Below are 17,766 nucleotides of genomic sequence, written 5' to 3' on the forward strand. Positions count from 1 at the left end.
AGACATGAAAAAAAGCGAGATATTTCAAGAACTTCTTGAAAGTAATTTTAATTTTAGTGGAACAGTATGTATAGATTCAAGATTACTAAAAAAAGGAGATATATTTTTTGCAATAAGAAAGGGTAATGCTTATGTAGAAAGTGCAATACAAAAAGGTTGCTATCCAATTTATGATGAGGGCGAATATATACAAGGTAAAAAAGTTGATGACACAGTAGCATATATGCAAAAGTTAGCTAGTGAATATAGAAATAGATTGAAAGCAACAGTTATAGGAATTACAGGTAGTAATGGTAAGACAACTGTTAAAGATGTTGTGGCATATTTACTAGAAAATTCATACAAAACTGAGGGAAATCATAATAATTTAATAGGTGAACCTTTGACTATACTTAATTGCCCAATAGAAGCAAAATATTTAGTTCTTGAAATGGGAATGAGTGCTATTAATGAAATAGATAGGCTAGCAAGTATAGCAAAGCCTGATTATAGTATAATAACAAATATAGGGGATTCACATTTAGAATTTTTAAAGACTCATGAAAATGTATTTCGTGCAAAATGTGAAATAATACCACACACAAAAAAAAGTGTAGTTGTTAGTGGAGAAGATAAGTATTTAAAGACTTTAGATATGAAAAATATTATAAAAGTAAAACTTGGAGAGTATAAAATAAGTGACTATGGTTCAGAATTTATTTTTTCTAATATAAAATATAAGACTAATTTATATGGTAGACATAATGCTTTAGATATTTGTTTGGCATTGGCACTTCTTAAAGAAATGAATGAAAAAATTGATAAGAAAAAAATAGAAAATTTAAAAATAACAGATATGCGATTTCAGATAATAGAAAAAAATGCTAAAACATATATTAATGATGCGTACAATGCTGCACCTAAATCAATGGAAAGTTCTCTTTTAACACTTAATGAAATATTCAAAGATAAGAAAAAATATTTAGTTCTAGGGGATATGTTGGAATTAGGTGAAAATGAAATTAAATATCATGAAGATTTAGCAAAAGTATTAGATAAAATAAATTATGAGAAAGTATATCTTTATGGACCTTTAATGAAACATCTTAAAGCAAAAAATTGTGTTTATGTAGCTGATAAAAAACAAATAAAAGACGAACTTGATAAATTAAGCAATATAATTGTATTTTTAAAGGGGTCAAGAGGTATGAGATTAGAAGAAATAATAGGAGATGATGATTAGTGCTATATTTTATACAACTTTTTTTCATAAATAATCTATCAATATTAAGAATATTTAAATCAATAGCAATAAGAGGAGCAGTAGCATTTTTTATCTCCCTTTTTATAATGCTGATTTTCGGACAAACATTTATTAATTATTTAAGAAAGAAAAAGATGGGTGATACCATTAGAGAAGAAGGACCTAGTACACATTTTAGTAAGGCTGGAACTCCAACAATGGGTGGTATAATGATAATTTTTTCAATAATAGTATCAATGTTAATAAGTGGGAATTTTACAAATAAATTTACAATCTTTTTGGTACTTATGACAATTCTATTTACTACAATAGGAGCTTATGATGATTATTTGAAGTTAACAAAGAGTAAAAATGGTTTATCAGGTAGAAAAAAACTTATAGGTCAATTGATTATGACTCTTATAACATATATCTTTATATATCATTTTGGTTTAGTTAATAAGACAATAGATTTTGCTATTATAAATCCCTTTATTAAATTATCATATTTGTACATAGGGCCTATAGTTTTCTTGATATTTATGGCAATTGTAATATTAGGTTCATCAAATGCAGTTAATTTGACAGATGGTTTAGATGGCTTAGTTAGTGGACCTATAATGATAGTTAGTATAATATTTTTAATGGTTTCATATTTTACAGGCCATAAAGAATTAGCACAGTATCTAAATATTTACTATATTGAAGGAGCTGGTGAAATAGCAGTATATTTATCTTCTGTAATAGGTGCAGTTATTGGCTTTCTTTGGTATAATTTTTATCCAGCTCAAGTATTTATGGGAGATACAGGTTCTCTAACCTTGGGTGGAATACTTGGAATGATAGCTATATTTGTAAAACAAGAGTTATTACTACCAATAGCAGGTTTTGTATTTATTATGGAAGCTTTGTCTGTAATTATACAAGTTGGATATTATAAGAAATATAAGAAAAGAATTTTTAGAATGGCACCAATACATCACCATTTTGAAATGGGAGGTCTAGCAGAAACTAAGGTAACTATTAGATTCTGGATAGTTACTATAATTACATGTATAATAGCATTTATGATACTTAAAATTAGATAGGAAGTAAGAAAATGAAGTATATAGTATTTGGTTTAGGAATTAGTGGTAAGGGAGCAATACAATTATTAGAAAAAAAGAAATTAGAATATATAGTTGTAGATGATAAATTAGGAATAAGTAGTGAAGAAGCAAAAAAATTAACAGCTAAGACTGATATTGTGATTAAAAGTCCCGGTATTTCATGGAAAAATACCTATTTACAATATTGTTTAGAAAATAAAATTAAGATTATATCTGAAATAGATCTAGCATTAAAATATATAAATCCGAATACAAAAATTATAGCAGTTACTGGTACAAATGGTAAAACAACAGTGGTTACTAAAATATATGAATTACTAAAATATGTAGGATATAAAGCAAGTTTGGGTGGAAATGAAGGACATTCATTAGCTAAAATTGTAGCAGATGGAAAAGATCAAGACTTTGTTGTGTTAGAGATGAGCAGTTATCAATTAGAAAATAAACCTACAATAAAGCCATATATTGCCTTGGTAACTAATTTAACACCAGACCATTTATTAAGATATGATAGTGTAGACGAATACTATAATACAAAGATGAATATATTTTCAAATCAAGATGAAAAAGATTATGCTATTATAAATCAAGAAGATAAAGAATTTAAAAGAATATTTAAAGGAACTCGTGCAAAAATAGTTGCAATGAATGCTAATAAGGACTTTTTAAACTTTGATACAGTATTAAAGGGAAAACATAATATTCAAAATATGTTAAATATTGTAACTGTAGCTAAGATATTAAATATAGATGAAAGTAAAATAAAAGAATTTTTACAAAAAACTAAACCTTTGGAACATAGAATGGAAGTATTTTTTAAGGTTAAAAATACTAGTTTCATAAATGATTCTAAGGGAACAAATGTAGAATCAACACTTTTTGCAATAGATGCATACAAGAATAAAAAGCTTTATTTAATTTGTGGAGGACAGGATAAAAAAATAGATAACTCAAAATTATTTGAAGCTATATATAAATATTGCAATTTTGTCTATTTGATAGGAGAAAATGCACACTTATATGAGGAAGATTTTAAGAAAAATTCATATAAAAACTATATTAATCTAAATAATTTAGAAAATGTGGTTAAATATATAAAAGAAAAAGTTGATTTAGATGAAGAAAAATATATACTTTTAAGTCCTGCTACAGCAAGTTTTGATCAATATAAAAGTTTTGAAAAAAGAGGAGAACATTTTAAAGAATTAGTTAAAAAATATTTTGGAGGAATAAATGAATGATATAGAAAAAAGAAAAAGGAAAATATTAATTTGCTTATTTCTTCTAACACTTATTGGCTTGATATTTGTTGGTAGTTTATCGCAACCAGATGCAGAGTACAATAGTGGAAATAAATTAAAATATTTTTATGCATATATTGCCTACATAGTTATAGGAGTAGGTATGGGTAGTATAACTTATGTTTTTAATTTTATTGTTGAAATTGTTGTAAAAAATAAATTTAAAAGAATTATTATATCAGGTCTATTTGGAGTTATTATAGTAGGTTTATCAATTTGGGTTTTATGGAAGGGAGTCAGTATTAACGGAGCAACTAGATGGATAAGAATTGGAAGCTTTACTATACAGCCTTCTGAATTAATGAAACCTTTAGTAATATATATTTTTGCTACCCTATTTTCTGAAACAAAATTATTAATAGATTGGGGCATTATTACTTTTAAGGAAGAAACAAAATTATTAATAGGTTGGGGCATTATTACTTTTTTTGTAGTTGGTATTGTAGTTTTACAAAAATCAAAGACTTCGGCTATTCAATTGGCTCTAATATCTTATCTTATGCTTTGTATTTGCAGTAAGGTGAAAGAAATAAAAAAATTTATATTTGGAGCTGTAGGTCTATTCGGCGGTATAATTGGTATAATGATTATAAAAGATTATAGTACAAATAGGTTGAATAATTTTTTAAATGGTAGCTCTGTTCAAGTAAATGCTGCTATTTTAGCAATAAAAAGTGGTGGTATTTTTGGTCGAGGTATAGGAAATGGACTTCAAAAATATTTCTATTTACCAGAAGCACATAATGACTATGTATTTGCTTCAATTTGCGAAGAAGGGGGCTTGATATTTGCTGCATTAATAATAATAATATTTGTAGTTTTAATATTTAATATGTTAGTAATAGCATTTAAAATGAAAGAATCTTTTAATAAATATTTGATTTATGGGGTTATATTTTCAATATTAAATCAAGCAATTTTAAATATTGGAATTAATCTTAATTGCCTACCATCAACAGGAATTACTTTACCCTTTATAAGTTATGGAGGAAGTTCTTATGTTTCTAATATGATTTGTATGGGTTTACTGTTTTCGGCAATAAATATAGCCCAAGCTAAGAAAGGAATGTATCAATGAAAAGGATAGCATTAACTACTGGAGGTACTGGAGGACATATTTATCCAGCACTTGCACTTGCTAAAGAAATGAGAAAAAAAGGTTATGAAGTAATCTTTATAGGAACTTCACATAGAATGGAAAAAGAAATAGTTCCTAAAGAAAAATTTAAATTTTATGGCTTAGATATTTTACCATTTAGTAGTATTAAAGCAGTAATTAAAGGTATAAAGGCTGTATTTGAAATTAAAAAAATTTTGAAAAATGAAAAAATTGATACAGTAGTAGGTTTTGGAAACTATATTTCTATACCTACAATACTTTCAGCAAAGTTACTAGGTTTAAATATTTATTTACAAGAACAAAATATAGTTATGGGAAAGGCAAATAAATATTGTTTACCTTTTGCTAAAAAAATATTTTTGGCTTTTGGTCAAAGTCTTGAACAAATAAAGAATAAGAAAAAATGTGTAGTAACAGGGAACCCTTTAAGACAAGAATTCTATAATATCACAAAAGAGGATGCAAGAGAAATTTTAGGTATACCTAAAAAAAATAAGGTAGTTTTAGTTATGGGTGGAAGTTTGGGAGCAAAAGTCCTTAATGAAGCTATTATAGCTAATATTGAATATATAAATAAAAAGAAAGATTTTAATTTATATTGGTCTACAGGTGAGAGCCTATATAAAGAAAGTATGCTTAGAATAAAGGATTTTAAAAATATAATAGTGATGCCATATTTTGAAAATGTTTATGAAATAATGGCAGCATCAGATTTAGTAATTTGTAGATCTGGAGCTTCAACAATATCAGAGCTATTACAATTAGAAAAACCAGCAATATTTATACCTTATGATTTTGTTGGGCAAAAAGAAAATGCAGAAATGCTAGAATATGCAAATGCTGCAAAAAGTTATTCAAATGAAGAAGCCAAAAATGCTGTAAAGGAAGCTTTAGCTCTTTGTGAACAACAAGAAATGCTTGATTTTATGAAAGGGAATATAAAAGAGTTGAATCCTGGAAATGCAATAAATAATATATTAAAAGAAATGGAAGATGATGCAAAGTGAGAAGAATATATTTTAGTGGGATAAATGGAATAGGAATGAGTGGAATAGCAAAAATACTTAAGCAACAAGGTAATATTGTTGAAGGATCAGACTTAGAATATAAAGATATTACAAAATCTTTGGAAGATTTGGGTATAAAGGTACATATAGGTCAAAGAGTGGAAAATATAGAAAATTTCAACGCTGATCTTTATGTTTATTCTACAGCAATAAAGACTACTAATCCAGAATATATTTATGCTAAAAGTAAAGGTATAAAGATGGAAAGAAGAGGACAAGTTTTAGCAGATATAGCGAATAAATTTGAAAATAGTATAGCTGTAGCTGGAACACATGGAAAAACAACAACTTCATCAATGCTATCTTTGTGTTTTTTACCTAAAGACCCTTATGTTGTTGTAGGAGGTATAGTTCCTAAGTTAAATAGTAATAGTAGACTTGGAAATAGTTCATATTTTGTAATGGAGGCAGATGAAAGCGATAATTCTTTCCTTTATCTTTATCCAAGCTATTCAGTAATTACAAATATAGAACCAGATCATTTGGAACATCATGGAAATTTTGAAAATTTAGAAGGTTCTTTTATTAAATTTATAGAACAAACAAAGAATAAGGTTCTTTTATCAGCAGATTGCCCTAATATAAAGAAACTTGATTTGGAAAAATATAAAGAAAAATTAATATATTATAGTATCGAAAAAGAAGCACAAATATATGCTAAAAATATTAGAGTTGTAGATGGTTTGACAAAATATGATGTAGTTATTGATGGTGAAAACTTGGGAGAATTTAGTTTGAAAGTTCCAGGTTTACATAATGTTAAGAATAGTTTACCAGTAATATATTTATCAAAACTTTATGGTATTGATATTGATTATATAAAAGAAAGTTTGAAAACATTTACTGGAGCTAAAAGAAGATATCAAGTTATTTATGATGAAGAAATTAAAGTTATAGATGATTATGCACATCATCCTACAGAAATTAAGGCTACTATAAAAGCAGCTAGATCAAATGAAGAAGGAGAATTAACAGTAGTTTTTGAACCACATAGATATACAAGAACACACTTCTTTATGAATGATTTTGCAAAAGCTTTATCGCTTGCAGATAAAATTATTCTACTTCCTATATACGCAGCTAGTGAAGATAATGTTCTTGGAATAAGTTCTGAAGATTTATGTGAAAAAATAAAGGAAATTGATAAAAATAAGGAAGTTTATGTTATGCTACCTAATGAAGTTATGGAATATATTTATTCAAATAGCAAGAAAAAAGATGTATATATCTTCATGGGTGCAGGGACAGTTTCAAAATTTGCTTATAGATTAGTTAATAAGATTAAGGAGTAGTAAGTTGATAGAAAAAGAAAATATTTCTATGAAAGAATTTTCAAATATGAAAATTGGAGGAATAGCAAAAAAATTAATTGAAATAGAAGATGAAAAAGAATTAATAAATTTATTTAAACCTAATGAAAGATACTATTTATTAGGAAATGGTACTAATACCTTAATATATGATGGATACTTAGATATTATTTTTGTTAGCCTAAAGAAACTTAATAAAATAAAGAGATTAGATGAAACTAGAGTATATGTTGAAGCTGGAGTTAATTTGACAGAATTTATGGCATATATGAGAGAAAATGATTTAGGAGGACTTGAAAATATTTCAGGTATACCTGGTTGTATAGGTGGCTTAGTTAATATGAATGCTGGAGCTTATGGTACAACAATATTTGATAGAATAGAAGCTGTAAAGGTATTGAAAGATAATGAAATAGTAACTCTTAATAAGGAAGAATTAGATTATAGATATAGAAGTACAAAAATTAAGGATAATAAATGGATAGTTATAGCAGCAATATTTAATCTAAAAAAAGGGTTTGATGTAGAAGCTAGTGAAGATAAATTGAATAAAAGACAACATAATCATCCCTTAGATTTTCCTAATTTAGGTTCAACTTTTAAAAATCCCGAAGGGCAATTTGCTGCTCAATTAATTTCTGACTGCGGTTTAAAGAATTTTAGAATAGGAGATATGGAAGTATCTTCAAAACATCCGAATTTTTTAATAAATCATGGAAAAGGTAAATTTTCAGAAGTTATAGAACTTATAGAGCATATAAAAAAAGTTGTTTATGAAAAAAAAGGGATACAATTAAATACTGAAATAATAATTCTTAAATAAGGAGATTAACTTATGAGTTTTTTTCTAATAATTCCATTTATACTGTTAATTTTATTCATGGTATTGATAAGCATAATTCCTTATTGGGTATATTTTTTACTAGCTATATTTTCTGTGATTTCAACAGGTAAAATTTTTAATATTTGGACAATTATATATTTTATAATAGGTGTGTGGCTATATTCTAGAAGAAATGTGTATCATAGAACTTTTTATTATAGAACAAATTATAATTTTGATGATAATTTTTCTTTTAATACAGTTAACAAAACTGAAAATGAATATGAAAAAGCTTGTGAGTATTTCGGCTTTAGTCCTGATACTCCTTATGAACAAAAAAAGAAAATATATAGAGAATTTGCTAAAAAGTATCATCCAGATATAAATAAGGATCCAGGAGCAGAAGAAAAATTCAAAGAGATTAATAATTACTGGGATATAATAGAAAAGTATGCTTGAATAGCATAAAAATATATGTTAAAATATATAAAATGTACAAAAAAGAGGGAATATGAAAGAAAGATTAAAAAAAGATTTAATGCTTTTAATATTTTTTTTAATAGTAATTTTTGGTTTGACATTAGTTCAATCTAAATTCTTTTATGTTACACAAATAGAAGTAGAAGGTAAAAATGAAATTTTGCAAAGAGATATAATTAGTAAATTATCTGAATTTAATAATAAGTCTATTGTGTATATTAATACTAATTTACTAGAGGAAGAAATATCAAAAGATGCAAGAGTAAAAACTGTTATAATAAAAAAAAGGTATCCTAATAAATTAATAGTAGAATTAAATGAAAGGGAACCAGTTGCATATATAAGTAAAAATAATGAACTTTATGTTGTAGATTCTGATTTAAATATATTTAGTAATTATAATGAAATGGTTAATAAGGCTTTACCACTTGTGTACTATGATGAAAAATCAGAAAAAGATATAACAAATATATTAAAAGTTTTAATCAAAAGTAATCTTTATTCTCTATCTTCTGAAATTTATAAAGAAGATAATAAATATGTTATCATTTTAAATGATGGTGTAAAAATATATATAAATAATTTAGTAGATACTAAAAAATTAAATCAAGGCTACATAGTTTATAACAAAGAAAAAGAGCTTAACAACACTATGGATTATATTGATTTAAGATTTGAATTTATAAGTGTTAAATAGTAGGAGGAACTATGAACGAAGAAAATGAAGTTTATGAAACAAAAGGGACTAAAATTAAAATCATCGGTATTGGTGGTGCAGGAGGAAATGCAATAAATGATATGATTTCTTCTAATATTATAGGTGTTGATTATGTTGCTATAAACACAGATGAACAAGATTTAAAAGGTTCAAAAGCAAAAACAAAAATAGCTTTGGGTCACTTAGGTGCAGGAGGTAATCCTGAAGTATCAAGAGCAGCTGCAGAAGATAATGCCCAAGACATAAAGAAAGTTATAAAAGGTCAAGATATGGTCTTTATTACAGCTGGTATGGGAGGCGGAACTGGTACAGGTGCTGCACCAGTAGTTGCAAAATTAGCAAAAGAAGAAGGAATTTTGACAGTTGCGATAGTAACAAAACCTTTCAGATTTGAAGGAAAGAAAAGAATACAAAGTGCAGAAAAAGGTTTAGATGAATTGAAAAAATATGTAGATACTTTAATAGTAATTCCTAATCAAAAATTGCTTGATTTGGAAGGAGCTAAACAAAAACCTTTTAAAGAACATTTAAAGACATCAAATAATATATTAACTTATGGAGTAAAAGGTATTTCTGAATTAATAACAAAAGAAGGAATAATAAACTTAGACTTTTCAGATGTTAAATCAATAATGGAAGATTCTGGAGTTGCTTTATTTGGCTTTGTAGAATCAAATGAAGGAGAATCTGTAGAAGATATAGTAGAAAGAACTGTAACTAATCCATTGCTTGAAAAAGATATTAAAGGAGCAACTAAGATACTTGTTAATGTTACTTCAGGAGATAATGTTACAATGGATGATGTTATTAAGATACAAGAATTAATTTCACAAAAGGCTTGTGGAACAGATTCAGATGTTGAAAATTTAATCTTTGGTGCTATTTATGAACAAGATAGAACTAATATAGTATTATCAGTTATAGCTACAGGTTTTGATGCTGAAAATAATGAAGAAGAAAAAAAAGAAGAAGAAACAATGAATAATTTGTTTAATACTGAAAATAGTGATGAAAATAGTTTTTTACCAAATTTTGATGGATATAAATTGTAATAGGAGTTAATTAAAGATGAACATAGTATTATTTGGAGCACCAGGTGCAGGTAAGGGAACACAAGCCAAGAAAATGGTTGAAAAATATAATATACCTCAAATATCAACAGGAGATATTTTAAGAGAAGCTATAAAACAAGAAACAAAATTAGGTTTAGAAGCAAAAGAATACATGAATAAGGGTAACTTAGTTCCAGATGAAGTAGTTAATGGCTTAGTAAAAGAAAGATTAGCACAAGCAGATTGTAATAAAGGCTTTATCTTAGACGGTTATCCAAGAACTCTTGAACAAGCTAAAAAATTAGACGAAATTTTAAAAGATTTAAATAAAAAAATAGATAAGGTTTTAGCTTTAGTTGTAGAAGATAAAGATATTATAGAAAGAATAACAGGAAGAAGAACTTCTAGAAAAACAGGTAAAATTTATCACATTAAATTTAATCCACCTGTTGACGAAAAGGAAGAAGATTTATTCCAAAGACCAGATGATGCAAAGGAAGTTGTAATTAAGAGAATAGAAAATTATAACTTGCAAACAGCACCAGTTTTAGATTATTATAAACAACAAAATAAAGTAATAGAAATAGATGGTTCAAAGAAACCTGATGAAATAACAGAGGAAATAATTAGAATACTAGGTGAATAATAAATGTTTAAATTAAAAACATTAGAAGATATAAAAAAAATAAAGAAAGCAAATGAAATAATAGCAAGAATTTTTAGAGATGTAATACCCCAATATATTAAACCGGGTATTAGTACATGGGAAATAGATCAAATTTGTGAAGACTATATTTTATCTCAAGGAGCAATCTGTGCAACTAAGGGTTATGATATAGGTTGGCCATATCCTCCTTATCCTGCAGCAACTTGTATATCAGTTAATGAAGAAGTAGTACATGGTATACCTAAAAAAACTAAGATATTAAAAGAAGGAGATATAGTTAGTTTAGATATAGTTACAAAATTAGATGGCTATTATGGAGATTCAGCTTTTACTTTTCCAGTTGGAAAAATAGAAAAGAAATATCAAAATTTAATAGATGTTACAAGAAAAAGTAGAGATTTAGGAATTATGCAAGCTATAGCAGGCAATAGACTTGGAGATATAGGTCATGCAATACAAAGTTTTTGTGAACCTAAAGGTTATTCTATAGTTAGAGATTTCTGTGGACATGGTGTAGGCTTTGAATTACATGAAGATCCTTATGTTATGAATTATGGAGTAAAAGGACAAGGACTATTAATTCAAGAAGGTTTAGTTATAGCTATAGAACCTATGGTTAATATGGGAACACATAAGGTTAAAATACAAAAAGATGGATGGACAGTTAAAACTTTGGATAAAAAAAGATCGGCACATTTTGAACATAGTATAGCTATAGTTGATGGTAAACCTTTAATTTTATCTGAGTTATAGAAAGGATAAATATGTGTACAACAGTTATAGTTGGAAAAAAAGCTAGCTTGAGTGGAAAAAATATTATAGCAAGAAATGAAGATTCTCATGAAACTACTAATCCAAAAAGATTTGAGTTTGTGAAAAATACACTTGCAAAAGATGGAATTTATGATTCTTATCTTACAAAGGTTAAAATAGCTTTGCCTAAAAGTGGAATGAAATATACTGCTATGCCAGATGTTACATCAGATACATATAATAGAGGAAGATTTGGAGAAGCAAGTATAAATGAAGCTAATGTTGCTATTAGTTCAACTGAAAGTTTATATGGTAATGAAAGAGTATTAGCTTATGATCCTTTAGTTAAAGAGGGAATAGCAGAAGATGCAATAAATGATATATTGGCACCCTATGTTAAAACAGCTAGAGAAGCTGTTGAAATGTTAGGTTCTTTAATAGAAAAATATGGTTCAGCTGAAGGAAATGGAATACTTTTTGCAGATGAAGATGAAGTGTGGTATATGGAAATACCAACAGGGCATCATTATGTAGCAATTAGATTGCCAGAAGATATGTACGGCGTTGCACCTAATTGTGTTTGTATAGAAGAAATAGATTTTTCAGATAAAGAAAATTTTATTTGGTCAAAAAATATTCAAGAATTTGTTGAAAAATATAGACTTAATGTTGATAGGGAAGGTTTTAATTTCAGACATATATTTGGAACATATTCAGAATTGGATAGAGTGTATAATACTTCAAGGGCTTGGTATGCACATAGATACTTAGATAAAACTTTTAAAATGGGGCCTACTGATAAGGATATACCATTTTTAAATAAGGCAGATAGATTGATTTCTATTGAAGATGTTCAATTTATATTAAGCTCACATTATAATGAAACTGAATTTGATCCTATAGGTAAGGGAACTGAAGAGGAAAAAACAAGATTCAGAGCTATTTCTTTGTCTAGAACTCAACAATCACATGTTTTGGAAGTAGATACATATTCAGTACAATGGATAGCTTTTGCAACAACAGCATTTACACCTTATGTTCCATTCTTTGTGGATATTAATGATACACCTGAAGAATATAGAGATACAAGTTTTGAATTAGATATGAAATATGCTTATTGGTTATTTAAGGTATTTTCATATTATGTAGAAACACATTATGGAGCATTTTCAAAAGAAAATACTCAATATCTTGAAGAACTTCGTTCATATGGAAGAAAAAGAGTATGTGAAATAAAAGAAAAGTTAAAGGGATATACTAAGCAAAATTGTAGAGAATTTTTGACAAAAGAAAATGAAAAAACGGCTAAATTTGTTTTAGAAAAAACAAGAAGATTATTAAATAATTTTATGACAAGAGCCTTATCAGCTTCAAAAATGTCATTTACTATGGATGAAAATCTGTAATTTATTAAGAAAAATATAGAAATAATTAACATCAGTTTGACTGATGTTTTTTTTATGGTATACTAAAGTGGAAAGGTGGCGAATATGAAAAAAATAGCAATACAGCATATACCAGATTCTAATTATGCATATGCAATAAGTGAAGATAAGTTTGTTATTCGTTTAAGAGTAGCTAGAAATGATGATATATCAGAAATATTTGTAGAATATGGATGTAAATATAGTTTTTATACAAAGGAAAATAGAAAATTAAAACAAATGAGTATAAAATATGAAGATGATCTATATTCATATTATGAGGTAGAACTAGAATTGGAAGATCCTAGGTTAGGATATATTTTTGTAATAGTATCAAATGGTAAAAAATATTTTTATTCAGAGCAAGGAATAGAAGAAAAATTTGATTATGAAAAAGCATTTTATACATATTTTCAATATGCTCATATCAATAAAATTGATATAATAAAGGAAGTTGAATGGTTTAAAAAAGCAGTATTTTATCAAATATTTATAGATAGATTTAATAGAGGTTCATATAAAAAAGATACAAGCTATATTGATATGAAATCTACAGATTTACCTACACCAACATCATTTTATGGAGGAGATTTACAAGGTATAGTTGAAAAATTAGACTATTTAAAAAATATAGGCATATCAGCCCTATATTTAACACCAATATTTAAGTCTATAAGTAATCATAAATATGATATTATAGATTATAATCTTATAGATCCACAATTTGGTACGGAGGACATTTTTAAAGACTTAGTAAAGAGAGCTCATGAAAGAGGAATAAAGATAGTTATTGATGTTGTTTTTAACCATTGCAGTAATAAGCATGAATTTGTGCAAGATGTATTGAAAAATGGGAAAAATTCAAAATACTATGATTATTTCAGAAGAAAAAATGGAAAATTTATGAATTTTGCAGACTGTGAATATATGATAGAATGGGATGCTAATAATCCTAAAGTTATGGAATATTTAATAGATTTAACTTTGAATTGGATAAAAAAATATGATATTGATGGTTTAAGATTAGATGTAGCAGATGAATTACCTCATGAATTTTGGAGAAGATATAGAAAGGCAGTTAGAGGACTTAAAGAAGACTGTGTAATAATAGCAGAAGATTGGCATATATCAAATTCATATTTAGGTGGAGATCAATATGATAGTGTTATGAATTATGCCTTTACAAAGGCTTGCTTTGACTATTTTTCAAAAGAAGAAATAGATGAAAAAGGTTTAGCAAATAGGTTGAATTCTTTATTAGTTAGATATAGAGGACAAGTAAATAATACATTATTTAATTTATTAGATTCTCATGATAAACCTAGATTTATAACAGAAGTTAAGGATAATAAAAAGAAATTTTTAGCTGGTCTATATCTATTATTCTTCTATGCAGGAACACCATGTATTTATTATGGTACAGAAATAGCATTACAAGGTGAAGGGGATCCAGATTCAAGAAGAGTTTTTGACTGGTCTAAAGAACCAATTAAAGAAGTTTTAGATATATTAAAATATAGAACTAATGAAGATTTCATAAATGCAGATTTAAGAATTTATGAAAAGGATTCTAGGGTATATCTTGAAAGAAGAGGTAAGAAAAATCAATATATCTTAATATTAAGCGATAAGGGTAATAAATATGAAGTTTTAATCAAGGAGGCTTAGTGTAAATATGAAAAAGGTTATTGGAATATTTTCAATTTTAATTGTAAGTAATTTAATGTTTGCTCTTCCAACAATTGAACAAACAAAGGCTAATGTTCAAAATATTACGCAACAAGAAAAAGATAAAATAGAAAAAGGCTATATTAGAGTTCATTTGAAAAATATAGGTTCAGATAAGATAGAAAATAATGGTTTATGGCTTTGGGGTGGAGTAGAAAAAGCTAGTACAAATTGGCCTACTGGTGCAACAAAAATCACAAAAAAAGATGCCTATGGTTGGTATGTAGATATTAAAAAATCAAAAAAAATTGAAGATATAGGATTTTTAGTACTTAATGGTGATAAAAAAATTACAGAAAAGGATCAAAAAATTCCTGTAAAAAATGAAAAGATAAATGAAGTTTGGTTAGATGAAGATTTTAATGTAAATATGGTAGAGCCACTAAAAGAAAAAAATGTAATGAGGGTCTATTATTATAGATCAGATAATGATTACAAGAATAAGTCTTTATGGTTTTGGAATGATACTGAAGAAAGTTTAACTAAGTGGCCAGATGGTAAAGATTTTGATCAAATAGGTAAATATGGGCATTATGTAGATATAAAACTTAAACCTAACGCAAGTAAATTAGGGCTTCTTTTGCTTGATGAAAGTAAAAAAGGGGATGATGTAAAAATAGTAAAAAAAGATATCATCTTTGATAATGTTAAAAACTATAAGCAAATTTTTTTAAGAGATGATGATGCAAGCGTTTACACAAACCCATATTTCATAAGTGATGTTAGAATGATAGGTGCAAATCATATAAGTGAAAATGAAATGCAATTAAAATTTACAAGTTTAAAAGCTGTACAAAAAGAAGAAATATTAAAAAATTTACTTATTAAAGATAAAAATAACAATACTATTAGTATAGAAGATATAATAATAGAACCAGAAACTAAGCTTGTAAAGGTTAGGGCAAAATTCCCAATAAGTGAAAGTCCTTATCAAGTGAAATATGCTAATGATGAAATTGATACAATAATAGGATGGCAATTAAAGGATTCCTTATATAGCTATGACGGAGTATTAGGTTCTGAAATTTTAAAACAAGGGAAAGAAGTTAAATTACATTTATGGGCACCAAGTGCTGAAAATGTTAATGTTTTAATTTTTGATAAAAATAATCAAGATAAATTAGTAGCTAAATTTAAGTTAGAAAAAAAACAAAGAGGTGTATTTGAAACAACTTTAAAAGCAAATAAGCTAATAAAAAATTACACAGATTATTACTATCAATATGAAGTAGAACGAAATAATGATAAATTTATTTGTTTAGATCCTTATGCAAAAGCACTAGGTTTGTGGGATAAATCAAAAAATGAACCTATAGCTAAGGGAGTATTTTTAGATCCAAATAAAATAGGCTTACAAAATTTAAATTTTGCAAAAATAAAAAATTATGATAAAAGAGAAGATGCGATTATTTATGAAGTACATGTTAGAGATTTTACTTCAGACAAAAATCTTAAATTAAAAGCTCCATATGGTACTTTCAAGGCTTTTATTGAAAAATTAGATTATATCAAAAGTTTGGGTGTAACTCATATACAATTACTACCAATATTAAGTTATTATAACATAGATGAATCAAAAAGAAATTTAAGATCATATGATTATTTACAAAAAGATACAAACTATAATTGGGGTTATGATCCACAAAATTATTTCTCATTAACAGGTATGTATTCAATTAATCCAAAAAATCCTGAAGAAAGAATCAAAGAATTTAAAGAGTTAGTCAATGAAATACATAAAAGAGGTATGGGAGTAATATTAGATGTAGTGTATAACCATACAGCAAAAGCCTCTATATTTGATGATATAGAACCAAATTATTATTACTTCATGGATGAAAATGGAAATACAAAAACAAATTTTGGTGGAGGAAGATTAGGAACTACACACTATATGTCAAGAAGAATTTTACTAGATTCAATTAAATATCTTATGAATGAATATAAGGTAGATGGATTTAGATTTGATATGATGGGTGACCATGATGCAAAAACCATAGAAATGGCATATAATGAAGCAAAAAAGATAAATAAAAATGTATTGATGTTAGGTGAAGGATGGAGAACTTATGAAGGAGATACTAATATTAAAGTTCAACCAGCTGATCAAACTTGGATGAAAGACACAAATTCAGTTGCAGTATTTTCTGATGATATTAGAAATAAGCTTAAATCAGGTTTCCCTAATGAAGGTACACCTGCCTTTTTGACAGGTAAAAAATCTAATATTCAAGAATTATTTAGTAATATTAAGGCACAACCAACAAACTTTGTTGCTGATGAACCTGGAGATGTAATTCAATATGCTGAAGCACATGATAATTTAACTTTATTTGATGTTATAGTTAAATCAACTAAACTTGATCCAAGTATAGCTAAAGATTATAAGGAAATAATTAAGAGAGTTAAATTAGGAAATTTCATAATTCTAACATCACAAGGTACACCATTTTTACATGCTGGGCAAGAATTTGGTAGAACAAAACAAATTATGGTAGATGTTCCAAAAGATAAAGTTCCTGAAAAGGCAACATTTGTAGAAGGTATAAAATATCCATATTTCATACATGATTCATACAACGCACCAGATGCTATTAATAAATTTGACTGGGAAAGAATGAAAAATAGCGAAATTGTGCCATATACAAGAGGCTTGATACAACTTCGTAGAAATATAGAAAGCTTTAGATTAAAATCAAAAGAAGAAATAGATAAAAAACTTAAATTATTGACAGAAAATAAGGAAGATCTTTTATTGGCTTATGAAATTAATGATGGTAAAGCTCATTATCTTGTAATAGTAAATGCTGATTCAAAGGATAGATTGGTATATTATTCTAATGTTGATAAGGCAAAAGTATTAGTTGATGCTAACAAGGTAGACATTAATGGAATAAAAAATGTTGAAGGTTTAAAGATAAATAAAAATTCTATATTAATAAAACCTTTAACTGCAACAATTTTGAAATTCTAATAAAAAAATGGAATTATA

At 26.7% G+C, this 17,766-nt stretch carries 15 protein-coding genes; all 15 read left to right on the top strand.

Translation table 11 applies throughout. The features are described from left to right. Positions 1-4 precede the first annotated feature (4 nt). The 15 genes from AWT65_RS00280 to AWT65_RS00350 all read left to right on the top strand — a co-directional run bounded on the left by AWT65_RS00280 (position 5) and on the right by AWT65_RS00350 (position 17,748). The gene (locus AWT65_RS00280; RefSeq protein WP_066728146.1) at positions 5-1,222 is read left to right on the top strand and encodes a UDP-N-acetylmuramoyl-tripeptide--D-alanyl-D-alanine ligase; all 1,218 of its coding nucleotides are present in this window, start codon (positions 5-7) and stop codon (positions 1,220-1,222) included. After that, entirely contained in the window at positions 1,222-2,310 is a 1,089-nt protein-coding gene (gene mraY, locus AWT65_RS00285) for a phospho-N-acetylmuramoyl-pentapeptide-transferase (RefSeq protein WP_066728148.1), read from the top strand. Before AWT65_RS00280 ends, mraY begins: the two co-directional genes overlap by 1 nt. 11 nt (positions 2,311-2,321) lie before the next feature. Then, positions 2,322-3,572: a UDP-N-acetylmuramoyl-L-alanine--D-glutamate ligase gene (murD, locus tag AWT65_RS00290; RefSeq protein WP_066728150.1), complete on the top strand. Its 1,251-nt coding sequence runs from the start codon at positions 2,322-2,324 to the stop codon at positions 3,570-3,572. Further along, entirely contained in the window at positions 3,565-4,710 is a 1,146-nt protein-coding gene (locus tag AWT65_RS00295) for an FtsW/RodA/SpoVE family cell cycle protein (protein ID WP_066728152.1), read from the top strand. The genes murD and AWT65_RS00295 overlap by 8 nt, the downstream gene beginning before the upstream one ends. Beyond that, positions 4,707-5,759, top strand: a complete 1,053-nt coding sequence (gene murG / locus AWT65_RS00300; protein ID WP_066728154.1) for an undecaprenyldiphospho-muramoylpentapeptide beta-N-acetylglucosaminyltransferase — start codon at positions 4,707-4,709, stop codon at positions 5,757-5,759. The genes AWT65_RS00295 and murG overlap by 4 nt, the downstream gene beginning before the upstream one ends. Next, entirely contained in the window at positions 5,756-7,111 is a 1,356-nt protein-coding gene (gene murC / locus AWT65_RS00305; RefSeq protein WP_198142921.1) for a UDP-N-acetylmuramate--L-alanine ligase, read from the top strand. Before murG ends, murC begins: the two co-directional genes overlap by 4 nt. Before the next feature lie 4 nt (positions 7,112-7,115). Continuing rightward, a complete protein-coding gene (gene murB / locus AWT65_RS00310) occupies positions 7,116-7,952 on the top strand; it encodes a UDP-N-acetylmuramate dehydrogenase (protein WP_232292767.1) in 837 nt (278 codons plus the stop codon). Positions 7,953-7,964: 12 nt separating this feature from the next. After that, positions 7,965-8,411 (top strand): DnaJ domain-containing protein, encoded by a 447-nt coding sequence (locus AWT65_RS06785; protein ID WP_066728156.1) that lies wholly within the window; start codon positions 7,965-7,967, stop codon positions 8,409-8,411. Positions 8,412-8,463: 52 nt separating this feature from the next. Continuing rightward, the gene (locus AWT65_RS00320; protein ID WP_066728158.1) at positions 8,464-9,129 is read left to right on the top strand and encodes a cell division protein FtsQ/DivIB; all 666 of its coding nucleotides are present in this window, start codon (positions 8,464-8,466) and stop codon (positions 9,127-9,129) included. Positions 9,130-9,140: 11 nt separating this feature from the next. Continuing rightward, the gene (ftsZ, locus tag AWT65_RS00325; RefSeq protein ID WP_066728160.1) at positions 9,141-10,202 is read left to right on the top strand and encodes a cell division protein FtsZ; all 1,062 of its coding nucleotides are present in this window, start codon (positions 9,141-9,143) and stop codon (positions 10,200-10,202) included. A gap of 16 nt (positions 10,203-10,218) precedes the next feature. Next, entirely contained in the window at positions 10,219-10,848 is a 630-nt protein-coding gene (locus AWT65_RS00330; protein ID WP_066728163.1) for an adenylate kinase, read from the top strand. Positions 10,849-10,851: 3 nt separating this feature from the next. Beyond that, a complete protein-coding gene (gene map, locus AWT65_RS00335; protein ID WP_066728165.1) occupies positions 10,852-11,622 on the top strand; it encodes a type I methionyl aminopeptidase in 771 nt (256 codons plus the stop codon). A gap of 11 nt (positions 11,623-11,633) precedes the next feature. Next, a complete protein-coding gene (locus AWT65_RS00340) occupies positions 11,634-13,028 on the top strand; it encodes a C69 family dipeptidase (RefSeq protein WP_066728167.1) in 1,395 nt (464 codons plus the stop codon). Positions 13,029-13,112: 84 nt separating this feature from the next. After that, complete coding sequence (locus AWT65_RS00345; RefSeq protein ID WP_066728169.1) at positions 13,113-14,714, top strand: glycoside hydrolase family 13 protein; 1,602 nt, start codon at positions 13,113-13,115, stop codon at positions 14,712-14,714. A gap of 7 nt (positions 14,715-14,721) precedes the next feature. Continuing rightward, positions 14,722-17,748, top strand: coding sequence for a pullulanase (locus tag AWT65_RS00350; RefSeq protein WP_066728171.1), 3,027 nt, complete (start codon positions 14,722-14,724; stop codon positions 17,746-17,748). Positions 17,749-17,766 lie beyond the last annotated feature (18 nt).

Origin of the sequence: Sneathia sanguinegens (assembly GCF_001517935.1) — a bacterium.
Taxonomy (GTDB): domain Bacteria; phylum Fusobacteriota; class Fusobacteriia; order Fusobacteriales; family Leptotrichiaceae; genus Sneathia; species Sneathia sanguinegens.

Bases quoted from the DNA above. Each gene is read 5' to 3' on its own strand.
- AWT65_RS00280 (WP_066728146.1), top strand. From the start codon at position 5: ATGAAAAAAAGCGAGATATTTCAAGAACTTCTTGAAAGTAATTTTAAT.
- murD (WP_066728150.1), top strand. From the start codon at position 2,322: ATGAAGTATATAGTATTTGGTTTAGGAATTAGTGGTAAGGGAGCAATA.
- AWT65_RS00295 (WP_066728152.1), top strand. From the start codon at position 3,565: ATGAATGATATAGAAAAAAGAAAAAGGAAAATATTAATTTGCTTATTT.
- murG (WP_066728154.1), top strand. From the start codon at position 4,707: ATGAAAAGGATAGCATTAACTACTGGAGGTACTGGAGGACATATTTAT.
- AWT65_RS06785 (WP_066728156.1), top strand. From the start codon at position 7,965: ATGAGTTTTTTTCTAATAATTCCATTTATACTGTTAATTTTATTCATG.
- AWT65_RS00320 (WP_066728158.1), top strand. From the start codon at position 8,464: ATGAAAGAAAGATTAAAAAAAGATTTAATGCTTTTAATATTTTTTTTA.
- ftsZ (WP_066728160.1), top strand. From the start codon at position 9,141: ATGAACGAAGAAAATGAAGTTTATGAAACAAAAGGGACTAAAATTAAA.
- AWT65_RS00330 (WP_066728163.1), top strand. From the start codon at position 10,219: ATGAACATAGTATTATTTGGAGCACCAGGTGCAGGTAAGGGAACACAA.
- map (WP_066728165.1), top strand. From the start codon at position 10,852: ATGTTTAAATTAAAAACATTAGAAGATATAAAAAAAATAAAGAAAGCA.
- AWT65_RS00340 (WP_066728167.1), top strand. From the start codon at position 11,634: ATGTGTACAACAGTTATAGTTGGAAAAAAAGCTAGCTTGAGTGGAAAA.
- AWT65_RS00345 (WP_066728169.1), top strand. From the start codon at position 13,113: ATGAAAAAAATAGCAATACAGCATATACCAGATTCTAATTATGCATAT.
- AWT65_RS00350 (WP_066728171.1), top strand. From the start codon at position 14,722: ATGAAAAAGGTTATTGGAATATTTTCAATTTTAATTGTAAGTAATTTA.